Origin of the sequence: Neobacillus sp. GCM10023253 (genome assembly GCF_042653105.1) — a bacterium.
GTDB classification, from domain to species: Bacteria; Bacillota; Bacilli; order Bacillales; family Cytobacillaceae; genus Neobacillus; species Neobacillus citreus.
Window position 1 is genome coordinate 252,429 of the sequence record NZ_JBHSHV010000003.1, and the last position, 25,797, is coordinate 278,225.

The 25,797-nt window shown below is 39.2% G+C and carries 30 protein-coding genes; 22 read left to right on the forward strand and 8 right to left on the reverse strand.

Annotated features, from left to right (window positions below; translation table 11 throughout):
* The first annotated feature begins 157 nt into the window (after positions 1-157).
* The gene (locus ACFPA1_RS01640) at positions 158-352 is read left to right on the forward strand and encodes a hypothetical protein (RefSeq protein WP_213140884.1); all 195 of its coding nucleotides are present in this window, start codon (positions 158-160) and stop codon (positions 350-352) included.
* Positions 353-622: 270 nt separating this feature from the next.
* Complete coding sequence (locus ACFPA1_RS01645) at positions 623-1,420, forward strand: inositol monophosphatase family protein (RefSeq protein WP_213140883.1); 798 nt, start codon at positions 623-625, stop codon at positions 1,418-1,420.
* Between the two features lie 109 nt (positions 1,421-1,529).
* On the opposite strand, the gene ACFPA1_RS01650 is transcribed toward ACFPA1_RS01645, so the two are convergent.
* Positions 1,530-1,715, reverse strand: coding sequence for a YlaF family protein (locus tag ACFPA1_RS01650; protein ID WP_213140882.1), 186 nt, complete (start codon positions 1,713-1,715; stop codon positions 1,530-1,532).
* A gap of 145 nt (positions 1,716-1,860) precedes the next feature.
* Here ACFPA1_RS01650 and typA point away from each other — a divergent pair, with 145 nt between their 5' ends.
* Genes typA through ACFPA1_RS01665 form a run of 3 tightly spaced genes read left to right on the forward strand, consistent with a single transcriptional unit; the run spans position 1,861 to position 4,330 of the window.
* A complete protein-coding gene (gene typA, locus ACFPA1_RS01655; RefSeq protein ID WP_213140881.1) occupies positions 1,861-3,699 on the forward strand; it encodes a translational GTPase TypA in 1,839 nt (612 codons plus the stop codon).
* 19 nt (positions 3,700-3,718) lie between these two features.
* Positions 3,719-4,024 (forward strand): YlaH-like family protein, encoded by a 306-nt coding sequence (locus ACFPA1_RS01660; protein ID WP_213116469.1) that lies wholly within the window; start codon positions 3,719-3,721, stop codon positions 4,022-4,024.
* A 12-nt stretch (positions 4,025-4,036) separates the two neighbouring features.
* Entirely contained in the window at positions 4,037-4,330 is a 294-nt protein-coding gene (locus ACFPA1_RS01665; protein ID WP_213140879.1) for a hypothetical protein, read from the forward strand.
* Between the two features lie 31 nt (positions 4,331-4,361).
* Here ACFPA1_RS01665 and ACFPA1_RS01670 read toward each other — a convergent pair whose 3' ends face one another.
* On the reverse strand, positions 4,362-4,562 hold the full coding sequence (locus ACFPA1_RS01670) for a YlaI family protein (RefSeq protein WP_213116467.1): 201 nt from the start codon (positions 4,560-4,562) through the stop codon (positions 4,362-4,364).
* Positions 4,563-4,721: 159 nt separating this feature from the next.
* Between ACFPA1_RS01670 and ACFPA1_RS01675 the strand changes: the two genes are divergently transcribed.
* Complete coding sequence (locus ACFPA1_RS01675; protein ID WP_213116466.1) at positions 4,722-5,177, forward strand: pyridoxamine 5'-phosphate oxidase family protein; 456 nt, start codon at positions 4,722-4,724, stop codon at positions 5,175-5,177.
* A 20-nt stretch (positions 5,178-5,197) separates the two neighbouring features.
* Here the strand turns inward: ACFPA1_RS01675 and ACFPA1_RS01680 are convergent, their stop codons facing one another.
* Positions 5,198-5,788 (reverse strand): YhcN/YlaJ family sporulation lipoprotein, encoded by a 591-nt coding sequence (locus tag ACFPA1_RS01680; protein WP_213140878.1) that lies wholly within the window; start codon positions 5,786-5,788, stop codon positions 5,198-5,200.
* A 208-nt stretch (positions 5,789-5,996) separates the two neighbouring features.
* Here ACFPA1_RS01680 and ACFPA1_RS01685 point away from each other — a divergent pair, with 208 nt between their 5' ends.
* Positions 5,997-7,325 (forward strand): PhoH family protein, encoded by a 1,329-nt coding sequence (locus ACFPA1_RS01685; protein WP_213140877.1) that lies wholly within the window; start codon positions 5,997-5,999, stop codon positions 7,323-7,325.
* 25 nt (positions 7,326-7,350) lie between these two features.
* Here the strand turns inward: ACFPA1_RS01685 and ACFPA1_RS01690 are convergent, their stop codons facing one another.
* Positions 7,351-7,848: a peptidyl-prolyl cis-trans isomerase gene (locus ACFPA1_RS01690; protein ID WP_378580997.1), complete on the reverse strand. Its 498-nt coding sequence runs from the start codon at positions 7,846-7,848 to the stop codon at positions 7,351-7,353.
* 166 nt (positions 7,849-8,014) lie between these two features.
* Here ACFPA1_RS01690 and ACFPA1_RS01695 point away from each other — a divergent pair, with 166 nt between their 5' ends.
* From ACFPA1_RS01695 to pyc, 3 genes are all read left to right on the forward strand, one after another.
* Positions 8,015-8,296: a YlaN family protein gene (locus tag ACFPA1_RS01695; RefSeq protein WP_213141311.1), complete on the forward strand. Its 282-nt coding sequence runs from the start codon at positions 8,015-8,017 to the stop codon at positions 8,294-8,296.
* Positions 8,297-8,488: 192 nt separating this feature from the next.
* Complete coding sequence (gene ftsW, locus ACFPA1_RS01700) at positions 8,489-9,691, forward strand: putative lipid II flippase FtsW (RefSeq protein ID WP_213140875.1); 1,203 nt, start codon at positions 8,489-8,491, stop codon at positions 9,689-9,691.
* A 63-nt stretch (positions 9,692-9,754) separates the two neighbouring features.
* Positions 9,755-13,198, forward strand: coding sequence for a pyruvate carboxylase (pyc, locus tag ACFPA1_RS01705; protein ID WP_378580999.1), 3,444 nt, complete (start codon positions 9,755-9,757; stop codon positions 13,196-13,198).
* A 35-nt stretch (positions 13,199-13,233) separates the two neighbouring features.
* On the opposite strand, the gene ACFPA1_RS01710 is transcribed toward pyc, so the two are convergent.
* A complete protein-coding gene (locus ACFPA1_RS01710; RefSeq protein ID WP_213140873.1) occupies positions 13,234-14,142 on the reverse strand; it encodes a COX15/CtaA family protein in 909 nt (302 codons plus the stop codon).
* A gap of 564 nt (positions 14,143-14,706) precedes the next feature.
* On the opposite strand from ACFPA1_RS01710, the gene cyoE reads away from it, so the two are divergent.
* The 7 genes from cyoE to ACFPA1_RS01745 all read left to right on the forward strand — a co-directional run bounded on the left by cyoE (position 14,707) and on the right by ACFPA1_RS01745 (position 21,288).
* Entirely contained in the window at positions 14,707-15,633 is a 927-nt protein-coding gene (cyoE, locus tag ACFPA1_RS01715; protein WP_213140872.1) for a heme o synthase, read from the forward strand.
* 113 nt (positions 15,634-15,746) lie between these two features.
* On the forward strand, positions 15,747-16,805 hold the full coding sequence (gene coxB, locus ACFPA1_RS01720; RefSeq protein WP_213140871.1) for a cytochrome c oxidase subunit II: 1,059 nt from the start codon (positions 15,747-15,749) through the stop codon (positions 16,803-16,805).
* Positions 16,806-16,836: 31 nt separating this feature from the next.
* Entirely contained in the window at positions 16,837-18,711 is a 1,875-nt protein-coding gene (ctaD, locus tag ACFPA1_RS01725; RefSeq protein WP_213140870.1) for a cytochrome c oxidase subunit I, read from the forward strand.
* Positions 18,711-19,337, forward strand: coding sequence for a cytochrome (ubi)quinol oxidase subunit III (locus ACFPA1_RS01730; RefSeq protein WP_213116455.1), 627 nt, complete (start codon positions 18,711-18,713; stop codon positions 19,335-19,337). The genes ctaD and ACFPA1_RS01730 overlap by 1 nt, the downstream gene beginning before the upstream one ends.
* Before the next feature lie 4 nt (positions 19,338-19,341).
* Entirely contained in the window at positions 19,342-19,677 is a 336-nt protein-coding gene (gene ctaF, locus ACFPA1_RS01735) for a cytochrome c oxidase subunit IVB (RefSeq protein WP_213140869.1), read from the forward strand.
* Between the two features lie 143 nt (positions 19,678-19,820).
* A complete protein-coding gene (gene ctaG / locus ACFPA1_RS01740) occupies positions 19,821-20,726 on the forward strand; it encodes a cytochrome c oxidase assembly factor CtaG (protein WP_213140868.1) in 906 nt (301 codons plus the stop codon).
* A gap of 97 nt (positions 20,727-20,823) precedes the next feature.
* The gene (locus ACFPA1_RS01745; RefSeq protein ID WP_213140867.1) at positions 20,824-21,288 is read left to right on the forward strand and encodes a DUF420 domain-containing protein; all 465 of its coding nucleotides are present in this window, start codon (positions 20,824-20,826) and stop codon (positions 21,286-21,288) included.
* A 45-nt stretch (positions 21,289-21,333) separates the two neighbouring features.
* Here ACFPA1_RS01745 and ACFPA1_RS01750 read toward each other — a convergent pair whose 3' ends face one another.
* Complete coding sequence (locus ACFPA1_RS01750; protein ID WP_213140866.1) at positions 21,334-21,693, reverse strand: YugN family protein; 360 nt, start codon at positions 21,691-21,693, stop codon at positions 21,334-21,336.
* A gap of 179 nt (positions 21,694-21,872) precedes the next feature.
* Here ACFPA1_RS01750 and ACFPA1_RS01755 point away from each other — a divergent pair, with 179 nt between their 5' ends.
* Positions 21,873-22,307: a CBS domain-containing protein gene (locus tag ACFPA1_RS01755; protein ID WP_213140865.1), complete on the forward strand. Its 435-nt coding sequence runs from the start codon at positions 21,873-21,875 to the stop codon at positions 22,305-22,307.
* 202 nt (positions 22,308-22,509) lie between these two features.
* Entirely contained in the window at positions 22,510-23,553 is a 1,044-nt protein-coding gene (locus tag ACFPA1_RS01760) for a CAP domain-containing protein (protein ID WP_338088273.1), read from the forward strand.
* A gap of 53 nt (positions 23,554-23,606) precedes the next feature.
* Here ACFPA1_RS01760 and ACFPA1_RS01765 read toward each other — a convergent pair whose 3' ends face one another.
* Positions 23,607-23,972, reverse strand: coding sequence for a hypothetical protein (locus ACFPA1_RS01765; RefSeq protein WP_213140864.1), 366 nt, complete (start codon positions 23,970-23,972; stop codon positions 23,607-23,609).
* Between the two features lie 17 nt (positions 23,973-23,989).
* Positions 23,990-24,472 carry a PaaI family thioesterase gene (locus ACFPA1_RS01770; protein ID WP_378581004.1) on the reverse strand — a complete coding sequence of 161 codons (483 nt, stop codon included), beginning with the start codon at positions 24,470-24,472 and terminating at the stop codon, positions 23,990-23,992.
* Positions 24,473-24,622: 150 nt separating this feature from the next.
* Here ACFPA1_RS01770 and ACFPA1_RS01775 point away from each other — a divergent pair, with 150 nt between their 5' ends.
* The 3 genes from ACFPA1_RS01775 to ACFPA1_RS01785 all read left to right on the forward strand — a co-directional run bounded on the left by ACFPA1_RS01775 (position 24,623) and on the right by ACFPA1_RS01785 (position 25,743).
* Positions 24,623-25,030, forward strand: coding sequence for a YlbD family protein (locus tag ACFPA1_RS01775; protein WP_213140862.1), 408 nt, complete (start codon positions 24,623-24,625; stop codon positions 25,028-25,030).
* A 16-nt stretch (positions 25,031-25,046) separates the two neighbouring features.
* A complete protein-coding gene (locus ACFPA1_RS01780; protein ID WP_213116447.1) occupies positions 25,047-25,286 on the forward strand; it encodes a YlbE-like family protein in 240 nt (79 codons plus the stop codon).
* A gap of 94 nt (positions 25,287-25,380) precedes the next feature.
* Complete coding sequence (locus ACFPA1_RS01785; protein ID WP_213140860.1) at positions 25,381-25,743, forward strand: hypothetical protein; 363 nt, start codon at positions 25,381-25,383, stop codon at positions 25,741-25,743.
* Positions 25,744-25,797: the final 54 nt, after the last annotated feature.

The window sequence follows — 25,797 nt, forward strand, 5'->3', positions numbered from 1 at the left end:
CTATAAGCCATTCCCCAAACATTGTAGCATAATGCCTTTACAGACATGAAATGAACAGCATTCTGGGTTAAAGCACATATTTGTTCCAACATTTCAAAATGCCTCATATTATACAGTAAAAAATAAACCGAAATGAATCCTAGGGGGAGGAGAAAAGGTGAAGCAGTTGATGAATACATCACTTAAAAAAGTTGGCGAAAAGCAAAAAGCAGCAGTTCTAAGATTGGAAATGGACTATGAATTAGCAGTTTTATTTGAAGCGATTGAAGAAAAAGACGAGAAAAAAATTAAAGAATGCAAACAGAAGCTTGAAAGAATCCGTTTAGAATTAATGCGGCTAAAAGCTTTATAAAAATAAATTTGTATTAATAATTTAAGGGGATACAAAATAGAATGAAACGAAAAGTTTTCATAATCTAAACGAACTCCAATGTGGACGGGGGAGTTCGTTTATTATTGTGTTTGGAAAAAAGTTAATAAAAGTAAAAAAGGAATAAAGGCGCAAAAAGTTGATGATTGGCTTATCTTTGATTAAGCTATAGATACATGAAATTTTTTCCGTATCTCATACTACATACATCGAAAGCTCACAAGAAATAAAGATAAATTGGAGTGAAGAAGGATGAATTGGGAAAGTCTTTATTCCCAGGCAAAACAATGGGTAAACGAAGCCGGAGAGAGTATTCGGAAATCCTTTAATCAGCGCTTAAGTATTCAAACCAAATCAAATGCCAATGATTTAGTAACGAATATCGATAAAGAAACGGAACAATTTTTTATCAAAAAAATAAAAGAGGCCTACCCTCATCATAAAATCATGGGAGAAGAAGGGTTCGGAGATAAATTGGACAGCCTTGAGGGAATCGTCTGGATGATTGATCCAATCGATGGAACGATGAACTTTATTCATCAGCAAAGGAATTTTGCGATTTCTATCGGGGTTTATGAAGACGGTGTTGGCAAAATTGGGTTAGTTTATGATGTGGTTCATGATGAATTGTATCATGCTTTTTCCGGCAAGGGAGCCTATCTGAATGAAACTCCGATTGCGAATTTAAGCGAGACTTCAGTGAAAAAGTCCATTATTGCCTTGAACGCAACATGGGTAATGAAAAATCACCGAATTGACCATAATTTGTTAATTCCATTAGTTAGGGATGCAAGAGGGACGAGATCCTATGGGTCGGCGGCTTTAGAAATGGTGTTCGTAGCTACTGGCAGAGTAGACGCATATATCTCCATGCGTTTGTCCCCCTGGGATTATGCTGCAGGGGCCGTGATTATTAAGGAGCTTGGTGGAGTTGTCACTAATTTAAGGGGAGAGAAGCTGGATTACCTTACACAAGACTCCCTTTTTGTTGCTAAGCCGGGGCTGCATCAAACGATTCTTCAAGAATATTTAAAGGGCGGAAAATGGTAAGAGGCTGACTTAAACAAGGTCAGCCTCTTTTTTTAGCTAATAAGAAAGTATAAATTCAACTACGCCTCATGAGCCGTCCTAACGGACTCGCCAATCGGCGAGTTTTCATTTATAACGTTCCGTTTTCACGCATTTTCTTTTTTGTTTTAAAACCAAGTCCCATGATAACGATAACAGCAATAATACATCCTAATATCCCTAGCAGGCTTTTTTCGGCTATAGCAACACCTATTCCCATAATGCATGCTGCTGCAAGAATTGCATAAATGAGGAACGGCCATTTCACATCTTTCATGATCTTTACTCCTTTATCAAAACTTTATTTTTCATTCTACAATAAAATACTTTTAGGTTTCCACTCTTATTATGGTATAATGTTTTAGTTGTAAATGAAACTATAAATAGATTTTACCCGAAAATAGTCAGGAGATGGAACTTCTTTGAAGAAAAGAGATAATATAAGAAACATTGCAATTATTGCGCACGTTGACCACGGAAAAACCACTTTGGTGGACCAGTTATTAAAACAGGCAGGAACGTTTCGTTCAAATGAGCATGTTGATGAACGGGCCATGGATTCCAATGATTTGGAAAGAGAGCGCGGCATTACAATCCTTGCCAAAAATACTGCTATTCAATATAAAGATACAAGAATTAACATCCTGGATACTCCCGGACACGCTGACTTCGGCGGGGAAGTAGAGCGGATTATGAGAATGGTCGATGGTGTTCTGCTCGTGGTGGACGCCTATGAAGGCACTATGCCGCAAACAAGATTTGTGTTAAAAAAGGCGTTGGAACAAAATCTGACTCCAATCGTGGTGGTAAATAAAATCGACCGTGACTTTGCCCGTCCAGCCGAGGTTGTAGATGAAGTTATCGACTTGTTTATCGAACTGGATGCCAATGAGGACCAATTAGAATTCCCTGTCATCTATGCATCAGGCATCAATGGAACAGCAAGTTTGACTCCGGATAAACAAGATGAAAATATGCAGTCATTATACGAAGCCATTATTGAACACATTCCTTCACCAGTCGATAACAGGGAGGAACCGCTGCAATTTCAGGTAGCCCTTCTAGATTACAGTGACTATGTAGGAAGAATTGGTATTGGCCGTGTCTTCCGCGGAACGATGAAAGTGGGACAACAGGTTGCTTTAATGAAGCTTGATGGCTCAGTCAAACAGTTCAGGGTAACGAAAATTTTTGGTTTCTTTGGATTAAAGCGTGAGGAAGTTCAAGAAGCGGTTGCCGGTGACTTAGTGGCTGTTTCCGGTATGGAGGATATTAATGTCGGGGAAACCGTCTGTCCAGTAGAAAATCAAGAAGCCCTGCCAGTGCTAAGGATTGATGAACCGACCCTGCAAATGACTTTTGCTGTCAATAACAGCCCATTTGCCGGTCGTGAAGGAAAATATTTAACATCCAGAAAGATTGAAGAAAGACTTCAAGCTCAATTGCAAACAGACGTCAGCTTACGTGTCGAAAATACAGACTCGCCAGATGCATGGATTGTTTCCGGACGCGGAGAACTGCACCTTTCCATCTTAATTGAAAACATGCGCCGTGAAGGATATGAGCTTCAAGTATCCAAACCAGAGGTTATTGTTAAAGAAATTGATGGGGTACGCTGTGAGCCAATCGAAAGGGTACAAATTGATGTTCCTGAGGAGCATACCGGTTCTGTCATGGAATCACTTGGAGCTCGTAAAGGTGAAATGCTTGATATGATTAATAATGGAACAGGTCAGGTTCGGCTAATATTTAATGTTCCTGCCCGCGGCTTAATTGGCTACACAACAGAATTTTTGACGCTGACCAGAGGGTACGGAATCATCAATCATACATTTGACAGCTACCAGCCAATGGCTACGGGTCAGGTTGGCGGAAGAAGACAAGGTGTTCTTGTCTCAATGGAGTCGGGTAAAGCATCAACTTATGGTATTATGCAAGTGGAAGACCGCGGAACCATTTTTGTTGAGCCGGGAACGGAAATCTACGAAGGAATGATCGTAGGGGAACATACTCGTGAAAATGACCTGACAGTTAATATTACAAAGGTTAAGCAGGCAACGAACGTTCGCTCTGCCAATAAAGATCAGACTTCTGTTATTAAAAAGCCTCGTCTCTTAACCTTGGAGGAATCTTTGGAGTATTTAAATGACGATGAATTTTGTGAAGTGACTCCACAATCCATCCGTCTTCGTAAGAAAATTCTTGATAAAAACGAACGGGAACGTTTGGCTAAAAAGAAAAAATATGCTGAAATGAGTTAATAAAAGGAGTGCAATTTAAATGGAAGGATTCTCCCCCACTCTAAGATTTTTCATGCAGCTTACGGATGTTAAAACGGCTGTTTGGTTACAGTTTATATATATCGTGATTTTAGCTGTCGTTGTATATAAATTGGGATATGCGAAGAAGCTGCCTCTTTTAAAAAACGTGGTCATTTATACTTGTCTCGTAATTGGATGCTTAGTTTTGCTGATTCTTTCTTATGCATTGCCAGTAGCCGAAGCGTTAGCTGTATCTGCTCTAATCTTAATAATATATAAAATCCGCCTGCATCAATCGAAAAAGCAGCAGTCGGAGGCAAAGTGATGGGGGGATACGATGAATTCCGTTCAGGATGTTTTATATAATTGGCTGACAATAAAAGTAGTTAGTGATGCCCGTCCGGAAGATACGGCTGCGATAGATACCTTAAAGCATTTCGAACGAATGCTTAAGGATGAATACCATATTAGCAAAGTTGAAATTACGCACGATGAAGTGATGTACTATGTTGCCTATCAGCAGGGGGAAGATAGTAAAAAAACACGTTTCCCACGGGAATTAATTGAAGTTATGCTGGACCAAATCAGTAGAGAACCAGAGAAATACGAAAACTTTCCTATTGCAGATTAAAAAAAGAGGCTGACCGGAAAAGTCAGCCTCTTTACCATTCATCCCTATCTGATTTTGGCCTGAGAAAACGGAAATTTCCGGTTTCCAGCCGGTCGTTCGTTTTTTTCGCTATACGTTCCTGACATGGATCGCACATATATGTATGGATTGGACGATTTCTTAAACGTTTTGCCTCTGGAGATTCGTCATCAATCGTTTCAATTTTATCACAAAGCACGCATTTAACTCTCATTATGCACCTCTTTATATTTCTTGGTTACTACTTATTATACTATAGTATCAAGGCTGTCTGTAGGGGAACGTTGTATTAGTTGAAGAAAAAAAGAGATAGTAGTAATATGGGAATATCTGTTTTAAGGCAGCATTGAAGAAAAAGGAGTTGAAAATAGAAATGGTCAATCAAGTCGAACCAAAATTAATTAAACCTTTATATGAGGAATTGCAAAAAGAAAGATTTGTTACGCTGGCTACCGTTGATTATGAAACAGGTGGACCAAATGTCAGCGCTATATCCTGGGTGCTTGCAAAAGATGAAAATATCATCTATTTTGCGGTTGATAACCGTTCCAGAATCATTGAAAATATAAATAAAAATAACCATGTCGTTATTAATATTATCGCAAATGAGTCTACATACTCCATCCAGGGAGAAGCTAATTTAAAAGAAGAAAGACTGAAAGACGTTCCGTTGAAACTGGCCCTTATTGAAGTGAAAATTAAGGAAGTAAGGGATGTCATGTTTTATGGCTCTAAAATTGTTCAGGAAGTCCAATATGACAAAACCTATGATAAAAATGCCGCTGAAAGATTGGACAGGCAGGTCATGGATGCAATAAGAAAAGCTTAGCCTACAGCTAAGCTTTTTTATCATTTATGATAATTAGACTGTTTTTCCTGCTCTTTTTCAAGCTGGTTTTCTTGTTTTGCAGGGAGCTTTTTATCGGGTTCTTCCGTTGCGTTTTTCGGATTAGGGGTTATCAAATCTCCGGGTATTTCCGGCATTAACCTCCCGGCAACGTCAGCTAGCTCCTCCATAATCCCTTTGATTGGACGCCCGTTGTTTATATCCGCCTGAATTTCTTTGAGCCGCTCAGTGGTATCGGCATCTGCTACAACGATGGCATTGGCACCATACCGATCCTTTTTGAGGCTTTCTGCCACGGAATATTTTATAGTCCCCACCTGAGAACGGTCAATTTTGGCATTTACATCGATTCCAACGATTGCGTAACGCCCTATTACCACGGCAGTTGCATCATTTACATTCGGTACGCTTGTCGCCAGTTCCACCAACCGCTTTGATATTTCCTGGCCCGTTTTTCGGTCTACACTTTCTATGTAGCTATTTTTTACATTTACTAATTTATTTTGTTGATTTTTTGCCGTCTCGTTATTTTGATTCGTATTACATCCCGTTAATAATAAGAAAATGGCAGCTGTCACTAAAATCTTCTTCATAAAAAACCCTCCCAAAAAGCTAATTAAAAGACTGGGAAAATTCACATAATATTCTATTTGATATGAAGGTCCCAACTAACAATTATTGTGCGGAACACCTTCTATCTTTATTCCAATAAACATATATTTTACCAAAGTCCAACCGGCAAAATGGCATGTATAGTAATGTTACACTTTCCTTACATCAAGTAAAGCAGGAGGCGTCGCTTTGAGTAAAATATACGTGTTAGATACAAACGTCTTATTACAAGACCCGTATTCCATTTTTTCCTTTCAAGATAATGAAGTAGTTATTCCTGCAGTCGTACTTGAAGAAGTGGACTCAAAGAAAAGGTACATGGATGAAATCGGTAGAAATGCTAGGCATGTATCAAGATTAATTGATGGTCTCAGAGCCTCGGGAAAGCTCCATGAAAGAATCCCGCTCGAAAATGGAGGAACCATCAGAATTGAGCTGAATCACCGATCATTTCATGAGCTTCAGGATATTTTTGTTGAAAAAACGAATGATAATCGAATTCTTGCGGTTGCGAAGAATTTGTTTTTAGAGGAACAAACAAAGGAGAATGGAAAACCCGTTATTCTAGTCAGCAAGGATGCATTAGTAAGAGTAAAAGCAGATGCCATCGGACTATCTGCAGAGGATTTTCTAAATGACCGGGTGGTGGAAGTTGATTCTTTATATACGGGATTTCTTGAGGTCTATATCCCAAAAGACCTGTTAAACCGTTATTATGAGAAAGGAGAACTTCTACTCTCAGAAATCGCCAATTATACCTTTTATCCAAACCAATTTCTGATATTAAAGGATTCCCTCGGAAGCTCGGCCTCGGCGATTGGGATGGTTAATATAACGGCCAAGAAGGTCAAGAAGCTAGCGCTGAACCAAGAGCATGTTTGGGGAATTCATTCGCGGAATGTACAGCAAACAATGGCAATCGAATTGCTGCTGCGAAAAGATATCCCGCTAGTAACTTTAATCGGCAAAGCAGGAACAGGAAAAACCTTGCTGGCATTAGCCGCTGGACTTATGCAGACAGAGGATTTTCACGAATATAAAAAACTGCTCGTCGCCCGGCCGATTGTTCCGGTCGGCAAGGATTTAGGCTTTTTGCCAGGTGAAAAGCAGGAAAAGCTGCGGCCGTGGATGCAGCCAATTTTTGATAATTTGGAATTTCTATTTAATACAAAAAAACCTGGGGAACTGGATGCAATCTTAGCTGGTATGGGATCCATTGAGGTGGAGGCACTAACTTATATTCGGGGGAGGAGTCTTCCTAAGCAATTTATTATTATCGATGAAGCGCAGAATCTGACCAAGCATGAAGTGAAAACGATTATAACCAGGGTTGGAGAGGACAGTAAGATCGTTTTAATGGGGGATCCGGAGCAGATTGATCATCCATATCTTGATGCTTATAATAACGGTTTAACCTATGTCGTGGAGAAATTTAAAAATCAAGTTATTTCCGGTCATGTGAAACTATTAAAAGGGGAAAGGTCAGGATTGGCACGGCTAGCCGCGGATTTATTGTAAGTAAAAACGGGCAAGATTGCCCGTCCTATTTTACGATAAAACCTTTTACTTTTTTAATAGGGTTTTGCTGGTTTGAGCCGTCGCCAAAATAAACGTGAACAGGGCCATCAGCGGACAGCTGCTTGCCTTTATCTGAGAATCCCAAAATCAACTCAAAGGCCTCATTTATGGGCAGCTCATAATTATCATCTTCTGTTTCAATTACAAGCACTGATGCGGTGCTTGCCGGCTCGGAATTTTTCAGAAATGGTTTAAATAGAATTCCGAAGGTTCCGGTTAGCATCTTTTGTTTTTCATATATGCGCTCTGTTTTTAATGTCGGAGGGAAGACGGCTCCTTCCATGATTTCACGGTCCCAGTGCTTTGACACGGCTTTCGTATATGCTTCCGTAGAATCGGTATTATCTTTTTCAGTTAAAAAATGCGTAGTTAAATCAAGCCGGCGATCATCGAAAATCCAAACACTTGGGTCAAGTGTGATTGGATATTTTACTTTACCTTTTATATTGATAATGCGTTCCATGGTCAATCCTCCTTATTTACATTATTAAGTATAGCCTTTTTCTGCTCGAAAGTCATAATTATTCAATCGAGCGGCAGCTAAGGCTTATTGTTCTTGCAATTTTTCGCTGCAAAAGGTAAAATTTATAGATAAGTTGAATATTCGCTCTGAAATGGGGGGATCAATGTTGGCGTCTGAAATGATCGTGAATCACCAGGAAAAAGCTTTTGCCTTATTGCAGGCAGACGCTGAAAAAATATTAAAGCTTATCAAAGTGCAAATGGACAATCTCACGATGCCTCAATGCCCTCTTTATGAAGAGGTGTTGGATACCCAAATGTTTGGCCTATCTAGAGAAATAGACTTTGCGGTAAGATTGGGCTTAATAGATAGCAAGGATGGGAAAGCGATTTTAGATCAATTGGAACGAGAACTATCTGCGCTTCACGATGCATCCATAAAAAAATAACACAAAAGGACTCAAACAATGCTTGCGATTGTTTGAGTTTTTTGTTATATATAGAGTTAATATTTTTTACCTCATTTTTCTGAATTTTCTCTATTAAAATCTTGTAACAAATAATTGTTTCCTCAAGTCATAACATGAAATTTCGATTATAATAGAATGGTATAAACCTAAATTGAAAATGAGGATGTAAGCATGGTAAAGAAAATATTAAAATCATATGATTATTCTCTAATCATTGCCATTATACTTTTATGTACTTTTGGTTTAATCATGATCTATAGCTCCAGCATGGCCTGGGCCGTCCAAAGGTATGATGTGCCAAGTGATTATTTTTATCAAAAGCAAAAAATGTGGCTGCTATTGTTTGCTTTCATCTTCCTTTTTACAGCTATCATTCCGTATAAAATTATGAAGTTTACGCAAGTAATGGTATTTATTGTTCTGACCTCCCTTATCACTTTATTGGGACTTTTCGTATTTGGTACTGTCGCAGGCGGTGCACAAAGCTGGTATCAGATTGGTGGTTTTAAATTTCAGCCTTCTGAATTTGTGAAACTGGCAATTATCATTTATTTGGCAGCTGTTTATTCGAAAAAGCAGGATTATATCAATCAATTTAACAAAGGGGTACTACCTCCAATTTTCTTTCTTTTTATAGTTTGTGTATTAATTGCTCTTCAGCCTGATTACGGCACAGCGAGCATCATTGCCCTCATTGCCGGCATGATCATTTTTAGTTCTGGAATGAATTATAAAACGATTGGAAAACTGCTTGTGATGGCTATAATCATTATCCTGCCTCTTTTTATTGCGGCTAAGGGGTTTATCTTTTCTGAAAAACGGCTTGAACGATTCTCATCCTGGGGAGATCCGTTTGCTGATGCCCAAAACGCTGGATTTCACCTTGCAAATTCCTTTATTGCGATAGGGCAGGGCGGTATAAATGGTTTGGGTCTAGGTAAAAGCATTCAAAAGCTAGGCTATTTGCCGGAATCTCATACTGACTTTATTATGGCGGTAATTGCCGAGGAATTAGGAATCTGGGGTGTAGGCTTTGTCATTCTGCTGCTAGCTTATATTGTTTTGCGTGGGATTTATATCGGCTTGCAATGTAAGGACCCCTTCGGAAGTCTCCTCGCGATTGGGATTTCAAGTATGATTGGGATTCAAACATTTATTAATCTTGGCGGGATCTCTGGGGTTATTCCGTTAACAGGTGTTCCGCTACCGTTCATCAGCTATGGAGGTTCCTCCTTGTTAATGCTGGCTGCGGCAATGGGAATCCTTGTGAACGTTTCTATGTTTGTTAAATATGAGAAAAAATATAAAACCAAAAAACAAACAGTGGATACTAAAGTGCAAAGCGGTAATGGAAAAATTATTTATATGAAATAAAAATGAGGGGGCTGATTATCAGCCTCCCGCATTTTTAAAAATACATAGATTGAGGTGTTTTATATGGCAAGACAAATAAATAAAATATTGGTTGCAAACCGTGGAGAAATTGCAATCAGGGTTTTTCGCGCCTGTACTGAACTGAATATTCGAACTGTTGCGATTTATTCAAAAGAGGATTCCGGCTCTTATCATCGCTATAAAGCAGATGAGGCATATTTAGTGGGCGAAGGGAAGAAACCAATTGATGCCTATTTAGATATTGAAGGAATCATTGGGATTGCTAAAAGAAGTGGTGCAGACGCCATTCATCCGGGCTATGGGTTTTTGTCGGAGAATATCCACTTTGCCAGACGCTGCGAAGAAGAAGGGATTGTGTTTATCGGTCCTGCATCTAAACATTTAGATATGTTTGGCGATAAAGTAAAAGCCCGCTATCAGGCTGAACTGGCGGGAATACCAGTTATACCAGGGAGCGGCGGCCCTGTTAACAGTGTTGAGGAAGTGCTGGAATTTGCCGAAGAATATAGCTTCCCAATCATCATCAAAGCAGCGCTTGGCGGCGGTGGACGAGGAATGAGAATTGTCAGAAGCCGCGAAGAAGTTCGTGAAGCATTTGAACGGGCTAAATCAGAAGCAAAGGCAGCCTTCGGAAACGATGATGTTTATCTGGAAAAATTAATTGAAAAACCTAAACATATTGAGGTTCAGATTATTGGAGATAAAGAAGGAAATATCGTTCATCTTTTTGACAGGGATTGCTCTGTCCAGCGGCGCCACCAAAAGGTGGTCGAGATTGCTCCAAGCGTCTCTCTTACTGATGAGTTAAGAAATCAGATTTGTAATGCGGCTGTAAAATTAATGAAAAATGTCAATTACATCAATGCAGGAACAGTGGAATTTCTAGTTTCGGAGAATGACTTTTATTTTATTGAGGTAAACCCTCGTGTTCAAGTGGAGCATACTATTACGGAAATGGTAACAGGTATCGATATTGTCCAGACACAGATTTTAGTTGCCGAAGGACATGAATTGCATGGGCCTTTAATTGGGATACCGGAACAAGAAAAAATTCTTTTATATGGATATGCTATTCAATCCAGGGTTACAACAGAAGACCCGTTAAATAACTTCATGCCTGATACCGGCAAAATTATGGCGTACCGCTCTGGCGGTGGTTTTGGCGTACGACTGGATGCCGGGAATGGATTTCAAGGCGCAGTCATTACTCCTTACTATGATTCATTATTAGTGAAGCTTTCCACATGGGCATTGACGTTTGAACAGGCCGCTGCAAAAATGGTTCGTAATTTGCAGGAATTCAGGATAAGAGGAATCAAAACGAATATTCCATTTTTAGAAAACGTTGTGAAACATGAATTGTTCCTAAACGGCAAGTATGATACCTCCTTTATTGATACAACACCAGAACTGTTTATTTTCCCAGTCCGTAAAGACAGGGGAACAAAAATGCTGTCCTATATCGGCACCGTCACAGTAAATGGTTTTCCGGGCATTGAAAAGAAGAAAAGACCTGTTTTTTCAAAGCCGCGAATTCCTTCTCTGCCATTTGATTTAGCATATAAAGAAGGGACTAAACAAATTTTAGAAAAGCAAGGAGCAGATGGCCTCGTCCAGTGGGTAAAAGATCAAAAGCAGGTGCTGTTAACTGACACAACTTTCCGGGACGCCCATCAATCATTGCTGGCAACACGGATGCGCACAACTGATATCGCTCATATCGCCGAACCGACAGCAAAGCTATTGCCAGAGCTATTTTCTTTTGAAATGTGGGGAGGAGCTACGTTTGACGTGGCTTACCGGTTCCTTAAGGAAGACCCTTGGGACCGACTCTTGAATCTTCGCGAAAAGATTCCGAATGTTCTTTTCCAAATGTTAATTCGCGGAGCAAATGCTGTTGGGTATAAAAACTATCCTGACAATTTGATCAAGGAATTTGTTACGCAATCAGCGTCGGCTGGGATAGATGTGTTTCGAATTTTTGACAGCTTAAACTGGATCAAGGGAATGGAAGTGGCTATCGACGCTGTAAGGCAGACCGGAAAGATCGCCGAAGCATCCATTTGTTATACTGGGGATATATTGGACCCTACGAGAACGAAATACAATCTTGAATACTATAAAAACCTCGCCAAAGAGCTTGAAAATCAAGGTGCCCATATTCTTGGCATAAAGGATATGGCGGGCCTATTGAAGCCAGAAGCTGCTTACCGGCTTGTGTCAGAATTAAAAGCGACAATCGATATACCAATCCACCTTCATACTCATGATACTAGTGGTAATGGGATTTATACTTATGCCCGTGCAATCGACGGAGGTGTAGATATTGTCGATGTTGCCATGAGTACAATGGCAGGGTTGACCTCCCAGCCGAGTGGTAACTCCCTTTATTACGCTTTAGAAGGCAATCAGCGAAAGCCTGATGTAAACATCGATGCTCTAGAAAAGCTTTCCCATTATTGGGAGGATGTCCGTAAATATTATCAAGATTTTGAGTCCGGAATGATGTCGCCGCATTCGGAAATTTATCAGCATGAAATGCCGGGGGGGCAATACAGCAACCTTCAGCAGCAGGCAAAGGCAGTCGGGCTTGGCGAGCGCTGGGATGAAGTAAAGGAAATGTACTCCCGTGTAAACCAAATGTTTGGCGATATTGTCAAGGTAACCCCATCCTCAAAGGTTGTTGGCGATATGGCGTTGTTCATGGTGCAAAATGACTTAAACGAGGAAGACGTCGTATTAAAAGGAAATTCGCTCGATTTCCCTGATTCAGTTGTTGAATTGTTTGAAGGTTATTTAGGTCAACCGCATGGCGGATTCCCTGAAGAGCTGCAGAAGGTGATTTTAAAAGGCAAGAAGCCTTTGGAAGTGCGACCTGGAGAACTGCTTGAACCAGTTGATTTTAATACGTTACAAGAAGAGCTTTATGAGGAATTGGGAAGACAGGTAACTGATTTTGAAATTATTTCGTATGCCCTTTATCCAAAGGTGTTTATGGAATATGCTAAAACAACAGAGCTGTATGGGGATATTTCCGTTCTTGATACTCCAACCTTCTTGTATGGAATGCGCTTGGGTGAAGAAATTGAAGTAGAAATAGAAACAGGTAAAACGCTAATTGTGAAACTAGTTTCGATTGGTCAGCCGCAGGCAGACGGGACAAGAGTCATCTATTTTGAATTAAATGGCCAGCCTCGTGAAGTGGTTATAAAAGATGAGAGTATAAAAGCAAAGGTTGTCTCTAGACTTAAAGGGGATCCGAAAAATGAAAACCATATTTCCGCCTCGATGCCTGGAACAGTTATTAAAGTATTGGTAGAGAAGGGTGAAAAGGTCGAACGTGGTGATCATTTGATGATTACGGAAGCGATGAAGATGGAAACGACCGTTCAAGCACCATTTTCCGGTGTTGTAAAAGACATCTACGCATTAAACGGTGACTCTATCCAAACCGGTGACCTCTTGATTGAACTAGTTAAAGCATAAAGAAAAAGGCTGTCTCAAACTCGAGACAGCCTTTTTTAATGAAAGTTCCTTTTTGACCTTGAATACAAAAGGACAAAATAGCTTAAGAGACCAAATAAACAAGTAATAAAAAAAGCATGCAGTAAGGCGATGTAAAGGTTTAGGCGGCTAAAAATGATAAATGCGCCTGCGGTTACTTGCATTGATACCAAAATCAACGAAATAATCCAGCCCCAATACAGGACTCTTTGGTGCTTATAATGACGGACAGCAAGCACAGTAATGTAAAGGATCCAGAGAAAAATCAAGCCCGCAGCCGTTCGGTGGCCCATTTGCACCCATTCATATAGATTGCTTGGAAGTCCGGGAGAATCGTTTAGACAAAATGGCCAATCCCTGCAGACAAGGCTTGATTTTGTATGACGGACAAGGGCGCCGGTATAAATGACGATATAACTATAAATGGTAACGCCAATAATATGGAAACCCATCCGTTTATCAATATAGAGTTTCTCGGCGGCGAACTTTTTATCGATTTCAAAAATGAGCAGCGTTAATAAGAAAACAGCCGCAAATGAAATGAGAGAAATACCGAAATGTAAAGCCAGGACGAAATCAGATTGTCCCCATTTTACTGCAGCAGCTCCGATTAACCCCTGGAGCAGCAGAAAGAAAAAAGACAGAAAGGAAAGAAATTTTGTTTCCCTTATATGACCGATTGCCTTCCACGACCAAACGGACAATATTAATACCATGATGCCGACTGCACCTGAAACAAGCCGGTGGGCAAGTTCAATAATAAGTTCCGGTGTAATGTCCGAAGGCAGAATCTTGCCGTGGCATAATGGCCAAGATCTTCCGCAGCCCATTCCAGAACCCGTTTTGGTAACGAGTGCCCCGCCGAGTAAAATAAGTATCATTCCAATGGTGGTGGCAACAGCCAACCACTTCAAAGAGCGTCGCAAAAAATTTCACCTCTAACTAAAGTTCAATAATTTGTCAAAAAAAATTCTTGACAGTATAATGGATAAAAAAAGAAGCAAGATTAAAAGTACTTATACATCATAACGAATTATCCAAAAAAAGAACAGAATTTCAGCCTAGTTTCTTATAGGATTTTTTTTGAAAATGGATAATGTTAATTTATCACTATTATTATAGTGGAAAACGTTGAAACTTAAGGTGTAGTCTGTTAGAACTATAGAGGGATGAATTTTTCAAGAGACCGACAGGGTTGCATACTGCAGTCTTAATTCCGACAATCCTATATTCATACTGTTGAAATAAATACATAAAAGACTTCCTTTTTATTTTTTTACAAAACTTTAATGGTCTGAACAAGGGGAAAATAAGAAGAAATTTTATTTAGTCACAAATTAGTCAAAAATTATTCAAAAAAAGTTCACAAAAATTCCCGAAAGTGTGATTTAATATACAGAGAAAGTGTTATTGAAATCACGGTATACATAATGAGGGTATGCTTCATCAAGTGATAAAGGACAGTATTAAGAATCAGGAGGAGAAATTAAATGTCCAACTCAAAGGCTGCCATAGGAAATGGTGCGACAAGCCTGGATTCTGTTTCAGAAAAAACATCCGTTTGGAAAGACTTTATGGCCCTTATCAAAATTGGAATCGTTAATTCCAATCTGATCACTGTCTTTACAGGTCTTTGGCTCGCATTGCATTTTTCCGGCCTTAGCTTTTTGAATAATTTAGATATTGTCTTCTTTACAGTGGCGGGTTCGGCTTTAATCGTTGCCGGTTCCTGTGCAATAAACAATTACGTTGACCGGGATATCGATCACTTAATGGAAAGAACAAAATCTAGACCTACTGTTACCGGGAAAGTGGTGCCGGTAAAAGTTCTGGGATTAGGTATTTTACTTATAGGACTGGGAACACTGTTTTTATTGTTTACAACGATAACTGCAACAGTAATAGGACTGCTTGGAGTTTTTAGTTATGTTTTCTTATATACATTATGGTCAAAAAGACAGCTGGTCTCTAATACCATCATTGGCAGTATTTCCGGAGCTGTACCACCGTTGATTGGCTGGGCTGCAGTAGATGCAAATCTTGATGTCATGGCATGGGCATTATTTGTTTTAATGTTTGTTTGGCAGCCGCCTCATTTCTATGCTTTGGCGATGAGAAGGGTGAAGGAGTATAAAGCCGCGAACATCCCAATGCTTCCGGTAGTAAAAGGGTTTAAAACCACAAAAATTCACATTGTACTCTGGGTTGCAGCACTTTTGCCAATCCCATTTTTTCTTACTAAATTAGGAATCCCATTTCTAATTCTTGCCACCGTTTTAAATCTCGGCTGGCTGGCATTAGGGATTTATGGATATAAGATCAAAGATGACATAAAGTGGGCAAAACTAATGTTTGTTTATTCATTGCAATATTTGACTATTATTTTTGTGGCGATGGTTATAGTTACATTAATCTAGTTTTGCTGACGTATCTTTCCTGAAGAAATTTCTTTCGGGAAAGGGGTCGTACATACTTCTTTGATCAATCAATAAAATAATATACTAAAAGTGAAAGAGGGGTTTGATTAAGCATGAAAAGGCTTGCAAATTGGCGTTTATTCTCGCTGTTTGCGATAGTAGCGCTTGTACTTTCCGGTTGTGGAAAACCATATTTATCCACATTAACTCCAGCCGGTGAAGTTGCTGACATCCAGTACGATTTGATGGGGCTAAGTACGATAATTATGGTTGGCGTTATTATTGTAGTTATGTTAGTTTTTGTTATCGTCTTTTTCCGTTTTAGAAGGAAGGATGACAGGATACCTAAACAGGTGGAAGGAAGTCATAAATTAGAAATTATTTGGACCGTTATTCCGATACTTTTGCTTTTGGTTCTAGCTGTTCCAACTGTTTCCGCAACATTTAAGCTTGCAGATGTTAAAACAATGGATGACAAAAACTCTAAAGCAGTTGTAGTTAATGTTCGTTCTCATTTATACTGGTGGGATTTCGAATATCCTAAACAAAAGATTGTAACCAGCCAAGAACTTGTCGTACCAACCGATGAAAAGGTATATTTTAGTTTGAAATCCATGGATGTTAAGCACTCCTTCTGGATTCCGGCTGTAGGCGGAAAACTTGATACAAATACAGACAATATTAATAAATTTTGGTTAGAGTTTGATGCAGAAAAAGCCAATGAAGCAGGAAATCTTTTCTATGGGAAATGTGCTGAGCTTTGCGGACCATCCCATGCTTTAATGGACTTTAAAGTAAAAGCGATGAGCAAAGACGATTTTAATGCTTGGGTAAAAGATATGCAGAGTGTTAAAGCGCCTGAAAAAGCGCAAACTGCTCTAGCACAGCAAGGACAGGATATCTTCAATAAAAGCTGTATCGGCTGCCATGCTGTAACACCTGAGAACAAAATGCCAGAAACAGCCCGTATCGCGCCGAACCTTTCAAACTTTGGCGAAAGATCACGTGTTGCTGGTATTTTGGACCATAATAAGGAAGAAGTTAAAAATTGGATTCGTACTCCAGAAACCTATAAGCCGGGTAACACTATGACTGGTAAATATCCGGAAATGACCGAAGATCAGCTAAATGCATTAGCAGAATATCTGATGGGCTTAAAGGTTCAGGACTAATAGGGGAATTGGTTGAAAGGGAGGTAAAAACGTGAGTACCTATGCTCAAAAAAAGGGATTTGGTGCAACTTTATGGGACTTTTTAACAACTGTTGACCATAAAAAAATCGCCATCCTATATCTGATTGCAGGTGGATTTTTCTTCTTAATTGGCGGTATCGAAGCTGTCTTCATCCGTATCCAGCTTGCAGTTCCTAACAATGATTTTGTCAGCGCCGGCGCATTTAATGAAATCATTACAATGCACGGAACAACAATGATTTTCTTGGCTGCCATGCCGCTTGTGTTCGCGTTCATGAATGCCATTATGCCACTTCAAATTGGTGCTCGTGACGTAGCTTTTCCTTATGTGAACGCATTAGGATTTTGGTTGTTCTTCTTTGGTGGTATTTTCCTAAACCTTTCATGGTTCTTAGGAGGAGCACCAGATGCTGGTTGGACTTCTTATGCATCTCTCGCTATTCACTCCAAAGGACATGGTGTTGATTTCTATGTTCTAGGTTTACAGATTTCTGGTTTAGGTACACTGATTGGTGGTATTAACTTCCTAGTAACGATCATTAATATGCGTGCGCCAGGGATGACTTACATGCGGATGCCGTTGTTCACTTGGACAACATTTGTAACTTCAGCACTTATTCTTTTTGCATTCCCTCCATTAACAGTGGGGTTGGTATTAATGATGTTTGACCGTCTATTTGGAGCTAATTTCTTTGAAGTTGCCCAAGGTGGTAATACCGTAATTTGGGAGCACTTATTCTGGATTTTTGGACACCCGGAAGTTTACATTTTGATTTTGCCAGCTTTCGGTATTTTCTCGGAAATCTTTGCAATGTTCTCAAGAAAACGTTTATTTGGTTATTCGTCTATGGTGTTTGCAACAGTTCTAATCGGTTTCTTAGGATTCATGGTTTGGGCGCACCATATGTTTACAACAGGTCTTGGTCCGGTAGCAAATGCTATCTTCGCTGTAGCTACAATGGCAATTGGGGTGCCGACAGGTATTAAGATCTTTAACTGGCTGTTCACCATGTGGGGCGGAAGTGTTAAATTTACAACACCAATGCACTATGCGTTTGCTTTTATACCTACATTTGTTATGGGTGGAGTAACAGGGATAATGCTTGCTTCTGCTGCTGCTGACTATCAATACCATGACACATATTTCGTTGTTGCCCACTTCCACTATGTTATTGTTGGTGGGGTAGTCTTAGCGCTTTTAGCTGGTACACATCTGTATTGGCCAAAAATGTTTGGAACAATGTTAAATGAAACAATGGGTAAGATTACGTTCTGGACTTTCTTTATCGGATTCCATATGACATTCTTTATCCAGCACTTCCTTGGTTTATGGGGTATGCCTCGCCGAGTATTTACCTATCTGCCAGGTCAGGGCTTTGAAACCTCTAACATGATTAGTTCCATTGGAGCTGCCTTTATGTCTGTCGGTGTTATTGTGCTATTGATTAACATCGTTGTGACATCTGTTAAAAATGTTCGAGTTGGAAATGACCCTTGGGGTGACGGCCGTACATTAGAGTGGGCTATTCCATCTCCACCGCCGTTCTATAACTTTAAGCAGCTTCCACTTGTTCGCGGTTTGGATGCTTATTGGTTAGAAAAAATGGAAGGAAAGAAAGAAATGACTCCTGCTGAGCCGCTTGGTGATATTCATATGCCAAACTCTTCTTTCTTGCCATTTACAACATCTCTTGGTCTTTTCATCGCCGCTTTCGGTGCTATGTACCATGTAGATGATAAGGGATGGGCATTGCCAGTCTTGTTTATTGGTCTGCTCGTAACATTTGGTTCCATGTTAATACGCTCTGTTAAAGACGACCATGGTTTCCATATTCATAAAGAAGAATTAATGAATGATGATGATAATAAGGGGGTTAAGGCATAATGCACGCTGAAGAAAAATTAACTTATGAAACTTGGCCTGCAGAGCCTGAGAAATCAACCCTTGAAGCGAAAAATAAGTTTTTAGGTTTTTGGTTATTCTTAGGGGGAGAGACTGTGCTTTTCGCCTCTCTCTTTGCCACTTACCTTTCGTTAAAGGATAAGGTGCCAAATACTTCTCAGCCGCTGGCCAAGGATTTATTTGAACTTCCGTTGACCTTCGTGGCAACGATGCTGTTATTGACAAGCTCTTTAACAAGTGTTTACGCAATTTACCACATGAAAAATTTTGCTTTCAAAAAAATGATGGTGTGGTTAGGGCTTACTGCTTTATTAGGATTCGGGTTCTTAGGACTAGAGGTTTATGAGTTTAACCATTATGTCCATTTAGGCCATAAATTTACCAGCAGCGCCTTTGGATCTGCCTTCTATACCTTGGTTGGCTTCCACGGAGCACACGTTGCTTTTGGATTAGCTTGGTGCTTATCGTTAATGTTCCGTAATGCAAAACGTGGCTTAAACTTGTACAATGCGCCAAAATTCTATGTATTTAGTTTATATTGGCACTTTATTGACGTTGTATGGGTATTCATCTTTACAGTTGTATATTTAATGGGAATGGTGGGATAAACTGATGGCAAATCAACAATTAAATTCAGGGAACCCAAGAGTTGACCTTGAATATCGCCGCCGTAAAAGTGCGGAAGAGATGAGATATCAAGTCATTTCATTTGCTTTGATGATTTTCTTAACATTGGTTGCTTTTGCTGCTGTAGCTGCTAAAGGATTTACAGCGTGGTTTACAATACCATTTATCGTTCTTTTGGCTGCTGTGCAAGTAGTCTTCCAATTGTTTTATTTTATGCATATGAGTCATAAAGGCCATGAGGCCCCAACATTATTCCTATTTTCAGGTTTATTTGTTGGCTTAGTTATGATTTGGGCATTTATGACCATTATTTGGTGGTAGGAATTAAAAGAAAATCGGCTTTTTAGCCGATTTTCTTTTTTAGTAAATGGAAAACATATGCAGCATCATTTCTTTGCCTATCCCAAAAGCCAAGGGTATAATAAAATTGATGATTCTTTAACTATTTTAGAGGTGATATTGCAGTGCTTACCTTGGATATATTTGGTTTTCAAGCGCTATGGAGCCCGTATTTTTTATTGATTATGATTGTTTTGACAGGAGGATTTTTTCTTCTAACCACAAGATTTAGACACCGTTTCCAGGACAGTGAGCCATTAACATGGCAGCAAGGGTCTTTATTTCTTACCTCAATGATTCTTTTGTACGCTATTAAAGGATCTCCATTGGACTTAATGGCCCATTTGATGTTTTATATTCATATGATACAGATGGCTGCACTGGTCTTGATTGTTCCGCCTTTATTCATTTTGGGTGTACCTGCATGGCTGTGGAGAGCGGTTTTACGCATCGGAGTTTTTAACTCTCTCTTTAAGTTTTTCACTAGACCGCTTATGGCTCTAATAATCTTTAACGGGTTATTTTCGTTTTACCATGTTCCTATCATTTTTGATCATGTCATGCAAAATATTTGGCTGCATGCAGGCTATTCGATTCTATTGTTTGTCGTTGCCATTTTTATGTGGTGGCCATTAATTAATCAGCTTCCTGAGCATCAAACCCTAAGCGGTTTAAAAAAGGTTGGGTATATTTTTGCGGATGGTATTCTATTAACACCGGCCTGCGCATTGATTATCTTTGCTGACACACCAATCTATGCTACCTATTCTGATCCGCATGTATGGGGCAACGTGATGAGCTTGTGTGTAGGTACCGCTAATTTTAACAGCTTAAATTTAAGCGGTCCTGAGCTGTTTAGTTCGATGTCCTTAATACACGACCAACAGCTTGGCGGGGTATTGATGAAGATTATGCAGGAAATCATTTATGGGGTAATCCTTTTCCGCGTCTTTTTTGAATGGTATCGTAAGGACCAAGCAGAAACAGAGCGCGATTTAAATCAAAAATTAAATCCATCGCTTATTAAATAGAGGCTGTCCGAACGACAACCTCTTTTTCTTTTGGTTGAAGTTTAGGAAGGATTACTCTACTATAAGAGGAGAATAAACAAAAAGAGAGGATTTATGCATGGATTCGATACCAATTTTACCCACGATTAGTACCACTTTTATCGTTTTAAGCGGGATTACAGTTGCCATCGGCTGGTGGCAAATTAAACAAAGAAAATTGGAAGCTCACAAACGGACTATGTTTTTTGCAGCTATTTTTGCTCTTATTTTCTTTATTATTTATGCATCTAGAACTATTTTCATTGGTAACACATCCTTTGGAGGACCAGATAATATCAAAATATACTATACTGTATTTTTGATTTTTCATATTACCTTGGCCACGTTAGGAGCAGTTTTGGGGATTTTGTCTCTTTTTTCAGGATATAAAAATAATCTCACCTTCCATCGCCGCCTTGGCCCCTTTACCAGCATCGTCTGGTTTTTTACAGCCGCTACCGGAGTAGTGGTCTACCTGCTCTTATACGTATTTTACCGAGGCGGGGAAACGACTTCCATGATAAAAGCAATTTTAGGTTTTTAAGATCAAAAAAGCCGCATGATTAACATTCATGCGGCTTTTTGTGCGTTATACAGCAAATTTGCTGATTTCATTTTTTACATCTTCAATAATTTTTTTGCATTGATTTACAAGTGATGCAGGGAAGTTTTCACCTTCACCGTATTCAACACCGTGTGGGTAATAATGTTTTCCCAACAGAGGAGTCATCAATTGAACCACAGCTTTGAAGGTATCTACATCGCCTTCAACAGAATAGCCTTGGATCCGAAGGTAAAATACTCCCTCTCTTAGTTCAAACTTTTTGTCGTATGTAACGCGTTCATAATCCCATTGTCCTGCGCGCACTAAACCATGCTGATGCATTACGTCATCAAGCCGGTTTAAGCCTGCTTTGAACTCCTCAATACCAGTATTTTCGAATTTCATAAATAAATCCCTCCTAGAAACGCTTGCCTGTATTCATTATTTGGTAATAAAGCAAGATTAATTCAATTTAATAATAGATGAAATTTCTGTAACTTGCAACGAAATCATTTAACGAATAAATCCATTGTGGCTGGATATTCTAATTTACGAAAAGAGCTATAAATTTTGGAGGCGATTTTATGGAAAAAATCCGTGATATTATGACTGATGAGGTAGACTGCTGTACTCTATTAGATAATATCTATGAAGTAGCGGTTAAAATGAAAGAATTAAATGTAGGGGCTATTCCTATTGTCGATAAAGAAAAAATTGTTGGTATGATTACAGATCGTGATATTGTCATTAGAGGCGTGGCAGAAAAGCATCCTGGCTCATCCAAAGTGGAGGAAATCATGAGCAATGACCTGATTACTGTTTCTCCAGAGGCTTCTACTAGAGAGGCAGCAAAATTGATGGCACAGCATCAAATTCGTCGTTTGCCCGTTGTAGAGGATGAGAAGTTGATTGGTATTGTATCACTTGGCGATTTTGCAATCCGTGAACTAACTGATGATCAAGCAAGGCAGGCCTTGACACAAATTTCTGAACAAAACTATAATGGTGCGCAGCATTAAAATAGTAATTTATTATAGGACAAATATTTCTAACAGGCGCCCCGGTGCCTGTTTTCTTTTTTAATTAAGCATTTTCAGACATTTTAAGAAAACGGGTATTACTAAAAAAGATATAAATGCTATAATTATTCTAACAGTACATATAATGGTAGAAATAGTAATAGAGAGGGTGTAGCCTCTGAAGACGCTTTTACGAATTTTGGTGCTTTCTGCGGTAATCGTTACAATTGGCTTTTATGTTGGCATAAATGAAAAAAATCAGGATAAGGTTTTAATAAAGAAAGACAGCACATCGGAAATGGAACAAACTTATCAGCAAAATCCCAATTCGCAATCAAACAATAAATTGAAAAAACCTGAAGAAGGTTTGTCTTTATTGATAGGCAAAAATGCTGCGGACATTGTCAAAGAACTGGGGGAACCACAGCGAATTGATGAGACTCCATACGGTTATCAATGGTATATTTATAACTTGGACTTTAAACGTTATGTTCAAGTTGGGATTGAAAATAGTCATGTGGCAACGATTTTCGTCCTTGGTGAAAATTTGAATATATCCCCTTTTGAGATCGGGCAGCCGGTGGAAGAAATATTTAATACGCAATTTTTCGAAACGAATATCAATATCGATTTGAATGGGAATAACTATCGGTTTGAATTAAATGACACAGATTTAAACCTGCGACCAATCATTCAGCTGGGTGATGTTTTTTTTCAGCTTTATATTGATAAATTCAAGGGTACTCTTTCAAGCGTACGCATTTTAAATGCTGAGACATTTATCAAGCAGCGCCCTTATGAGCTCGTCTATCGCGGTGAATTAATCGATCAGCCTCTGCCTGACGAAGAAATGTGGGAAAAGATTGAAACAGGGGCAGAACAAGAAATTTTTGATATTTCAAATGTGTTAAGGCAAAGGTACAAATTGGATCCATTAAAATGGGACGATAGTACGGCTGAAGTAGCATTTGGCCATAGTAAGGATATGGCATTGAATAATGATTTTTCACATACATCTAAAAAATTTGGCAGTCTTGCCGATCGATTAAATAAAGCTGAGGTTGCCTATAAAACGGCTGGTGAAAATATCGCCGCCAATTATACGGACGGGCCTGCTGCGGTTGAAGGGTGGCTGAACAGCAAGGGCCACAGGGATTCGTTATTAAATAAGGAATTCACCCATCTTGGTGTTGGTGTATATCAAAAATATTATACGCAAAACTTTATCCAAAAAACAGAACAATAAAAGGGAGAAGAAGCAGGGTCCTGCATTTTCTCCCTTTATTATTTATTATAAAATTAGCCGTTCGGAGTTTTCGAATCAAATCGGTTAAATAAAAACGTATTTCCTTCCCAGCTCCCATATAGACGAATAAAATGGCCTGGTGTAAATAAACATTTTTCCATGTTTTTCGTAACAGGAGTCATTCTTTTGGCGGTGATTATTTTAGCATCAGTTTGAAGTTTTATTGTCTGAACCAAAAGATAACGGTGATAATAATAGCGTTCCTTGCTTTCGTCGATGCTTTTAATTTCACCTGTTAATATTGCTTCTTCCCTTACATTCCCTGCAGCAAGCCATTTTTCATCGTGCTCTTTCATTTCTTTTTTAGTCAGCAGGTAGAAATAAAAACAAATAATCGGGATAAGAATGGCTGTAACCATTATCATTAAACCCCTTTTTATTTATTTATGATAAAAAATGTGCCGGTGGCATAGGCTATTTTTTTGCCGTCATTTCGGTAGGCGGTGCCTGAGACGACGATTGTTTTTGTGCCATGATGAATGATGTCAGCCTTGCAGCTTAATATGTCCCCAATTCCAGGGGCAATATAATGGATATTAAGCTGATTGGTTACAGCCCCCAAACCTTCTGGCAAAACATAGTTTGCTAATGAACCCATTGCAGTATCCAAAACTGTGGCTGTTATTCCGCCATGAACAATGTCTAAATTATTATGAATAATTGGATTAATGGGGATGGTAATTTCACACGTGTTTTTGTCCATTTTTCTGTCCATATGGAGAAGATGGCCAATATAGGTATCACTGTTCTTATCAATCTTTTGCTGAACCCCTCGTAATATGGAAGCGAGACTTTCCAAGTCTGTTTCCGAGCCATTCTCGATACAATCTTCTAAAAGATGCCTTAACTCTTGTTTCATTTTTTTACCTCTTTCTTTTTTTGCATTTCTTTGACCATCTTACCACTTGTGTGCCTAATAATAAATGTTTTAAACCTAATTCGCCGTTTCACATTTCTTCTGGTTTATCATACTTTATTATTGGAATGAATAGGGGCAGAGGTGAGGATAATGACGCAAAAGAAATTGCACCCATCCGTTGAAAAATTTAAAGAATTTGTTAAAAATAATCCAAAAATTATTAAGGAGGTCCGCAAGGGAAACGCCACCTGGCAGGAATTATACGAGGACTGGTACTTATTAGGGGAAGAAGACCAGCGTTGGGAGAAAATTGGTTCAGATGGTGAAGCTGCGGAGGTAAAAGATGAGAAAGAAGCCAAAGGGGACTTAATGTCCAATGTGATGGGGATTTTCAAAAAAATGGATCCCAATCAAATGCAGTCCCATCTACAGAATATCAGTCAGGCGATCGGCGCCATCCAAGGCCTTGTTTCCCAATTTCAAGGCGGTAATGCACCAAATAATCCTGTAAAACCTCCTGAAGGGCCAAAACATCCATTTACATTTAGACAAGACTAATTAAAGGGTGGGGGATATGCGCAAGGAAATTTTAGAATATGTAGAAGGACAAAAGGATTTAAAACGATTTATTCGGGAGCAGCCACTTTGGTATCGGAAACTGTCAAGAAATCCTTATGATATTCAATCGCTAGAAATTGCAGCATTACACCATTACAAAAAAACCATTCCAGACCAAGTGGAGAAATTCACAAATGGAGTGCAAATGGCTTCAATGATGTACTCCATGTTCCAAGCCATGAAAAACCAAAATTAACAAAGGGCACACAAATTTGGATGTGGCCTTTTTTTGTTTGGATTAAAAAATATTGAGAAGGCGAACAATACAATCATGAGAAGGAGTGATATTGGTGAAAAAACATATCCTCATTGGTTTTATTTTGTTCTGGTCCTTAGGCGCCTTAATACTTCACGAAGCAAAGGCAATCTCAAGCGAAATACCTGAGCTGATTGTTCAACATGAAACAAAAGGAAATCAAGTGCTGGTAGAATGCATTTTAACGGGAATTAGTTTTAGGGAGACAGAGGATTCAAAACAGAAAACGGGTAAAATTGTCATTTGGGTAGACGGACTGAAAAAATCCGAAGCCTCCTCTGCGGTATTCATTATCAAGGATCTTTCTCCAGGGAACCACCAGGTAAAGCTGGATGTGGTTGATTTAAAAAATAATTCATACGGTTTGAAAAAGGAGTTTATAGTAAATATCCCCTAATTAAATGGATTTTTTCGCTTTCAGGAGGAATTCATGATAAAATGTCAGTGGAGG

Coding starts and splice junctions, on each gene's coding strand:
- ACFPA1_RS01730 (WP_213116455.1), top strand. CDS start 18,711: ATGCACGCTGAAGAAAAATTAACTTATGAAACTTGGCCTGCAGAGCCT.
- ACFPA1_RS01675 (WP_213116466.1), top strand. CDS start 4,722: ATGGTCAATCAAGTCGAACCAAAATTAATTAAACCTTTATATGAGGAA.
- ACFPA1_RS01765 (WP_213140864.1), bottom strand. CDS start 23,972: ATGGTTACAGCCATTCTTATCCCGATTATTTGTTTTTATTTCTACCTG.
- ACFPA1_RS01660 (WP_213116469.1), top strand. CDS start 3,719: ATGGAAGGATTCTCCCCCACTCTAAGATTTTTCATGCAGCTTACGGAT.
- ACFPA1_RS01770 (WP_378581004.1), bottom strand. CDS start 24,472: ATGAAACAAGAGTTAAGGCATCTTTTAGAAGATTGTATCGAGAATGGC.
- pyc (WP_378580999.1), top strand. CDS start 9,755: ATGGCAAGACAAATAAATAAAATATTGGTTGCAAACCGTGGAGAAATT.
- ACFPA1_RS01755 (WP_213140865.1), top strand. CDS start 21,873: ATGGAAAAAATCCGTGATATTATGACTGATGAGGTAGACTGCTGTACT.
- ACFPA1_RS01650 (WP_213140882.1), bottom strand. CDS start 1,715: ATGAAAGATGTGAAATGGCCGTTCCTCATTTATGCAATTCTTGCAGCA.
- cyoE (WP_213140872.1), top strand. CDS start 14,707: ATGTCCAACTCAAAGGCTGCCATAGGAAATGGTGCGACAAGCCTGGAT.
- ACFPA1_RS01670 (WP_213116467.1), bottom strand. CDS start 4,562: ATGAGAGTTAAATGCGTGCTTTGTGATAAAATTGAAACGATTGATGAC.
- coxB (WP_213140871.1), top strand. CDS start 15,747: ATGAAAAGGCTTGCAAATTGGCGTTTATTCTCGCTGTTTGCGATAGTA.
- ACFPA1_RS01775 (WP_213140862.1), top strand. CDS start 24,623: ATGACGCAAAAGAAATTGCACCCATCCGTTGAAAAATTTAAAGAATTT.
- ACFPA1_RS01750 (WP_213140866.1), bottom strand. CDS start 21,693: ATGAAATTCGAAAATACTGGTATTGAGGAGTTCAAAGCAGGCTTAAAC.
- ftsW (WP_213140875.1), top strand. CDS start 8,489: ATGGTAAAGAAAATATTAAAATCATATGATTATTCTCTAATCATTGCC.
- ACFPA1_RS01680 (WP_213140878.1), bottom strand. CDS start 5,788: ATGAAGAAGATTTTAGTGACAGCTGCCATTTTCTTATTATTAACGGGA.
- ACFPA1_RS01645 (WP_213140883.1), top strand. CDS start 623: ATGAATTGGGAAAGTCTTTATTCCCAGGCAAAACAATGGGTAAACGAA.
- ACFPA1_RS01690 (WP_378580997.1), bottom strand. CDS start 7,848: ATGGAACGCATTATCAATATAAAAGGTAAAGTAAAATATCCAATCACA.
- ACFPA1_RS01665 (WP_213140879.1), top strand. CDS start 4,037: ATGAATTCCGTTCAGGATGTTTTATATAATTGGCTGACAATAAAAGTA.
- ACFPA1_RS01745 (WP_213140867.1), top strand. CDS start 20,824: ATGGATTCGATACCAATTTTACCCACGATTAGTACCACTTTTATCGTT.
- ACFPA1_RS01780 (WP_213116447.1), top strand. CDS start 25,047: ATGCGCAAGGAAATTTTAGAATATGTAGAAGGACAAAAGGATTTAAAA.
- ctaF (WP_213140869.1), top strand. CDS start 19,342: ATGGCAAATCAACAATTAAATTCAGGGAACCCAAGAGTTGACCTTGAA.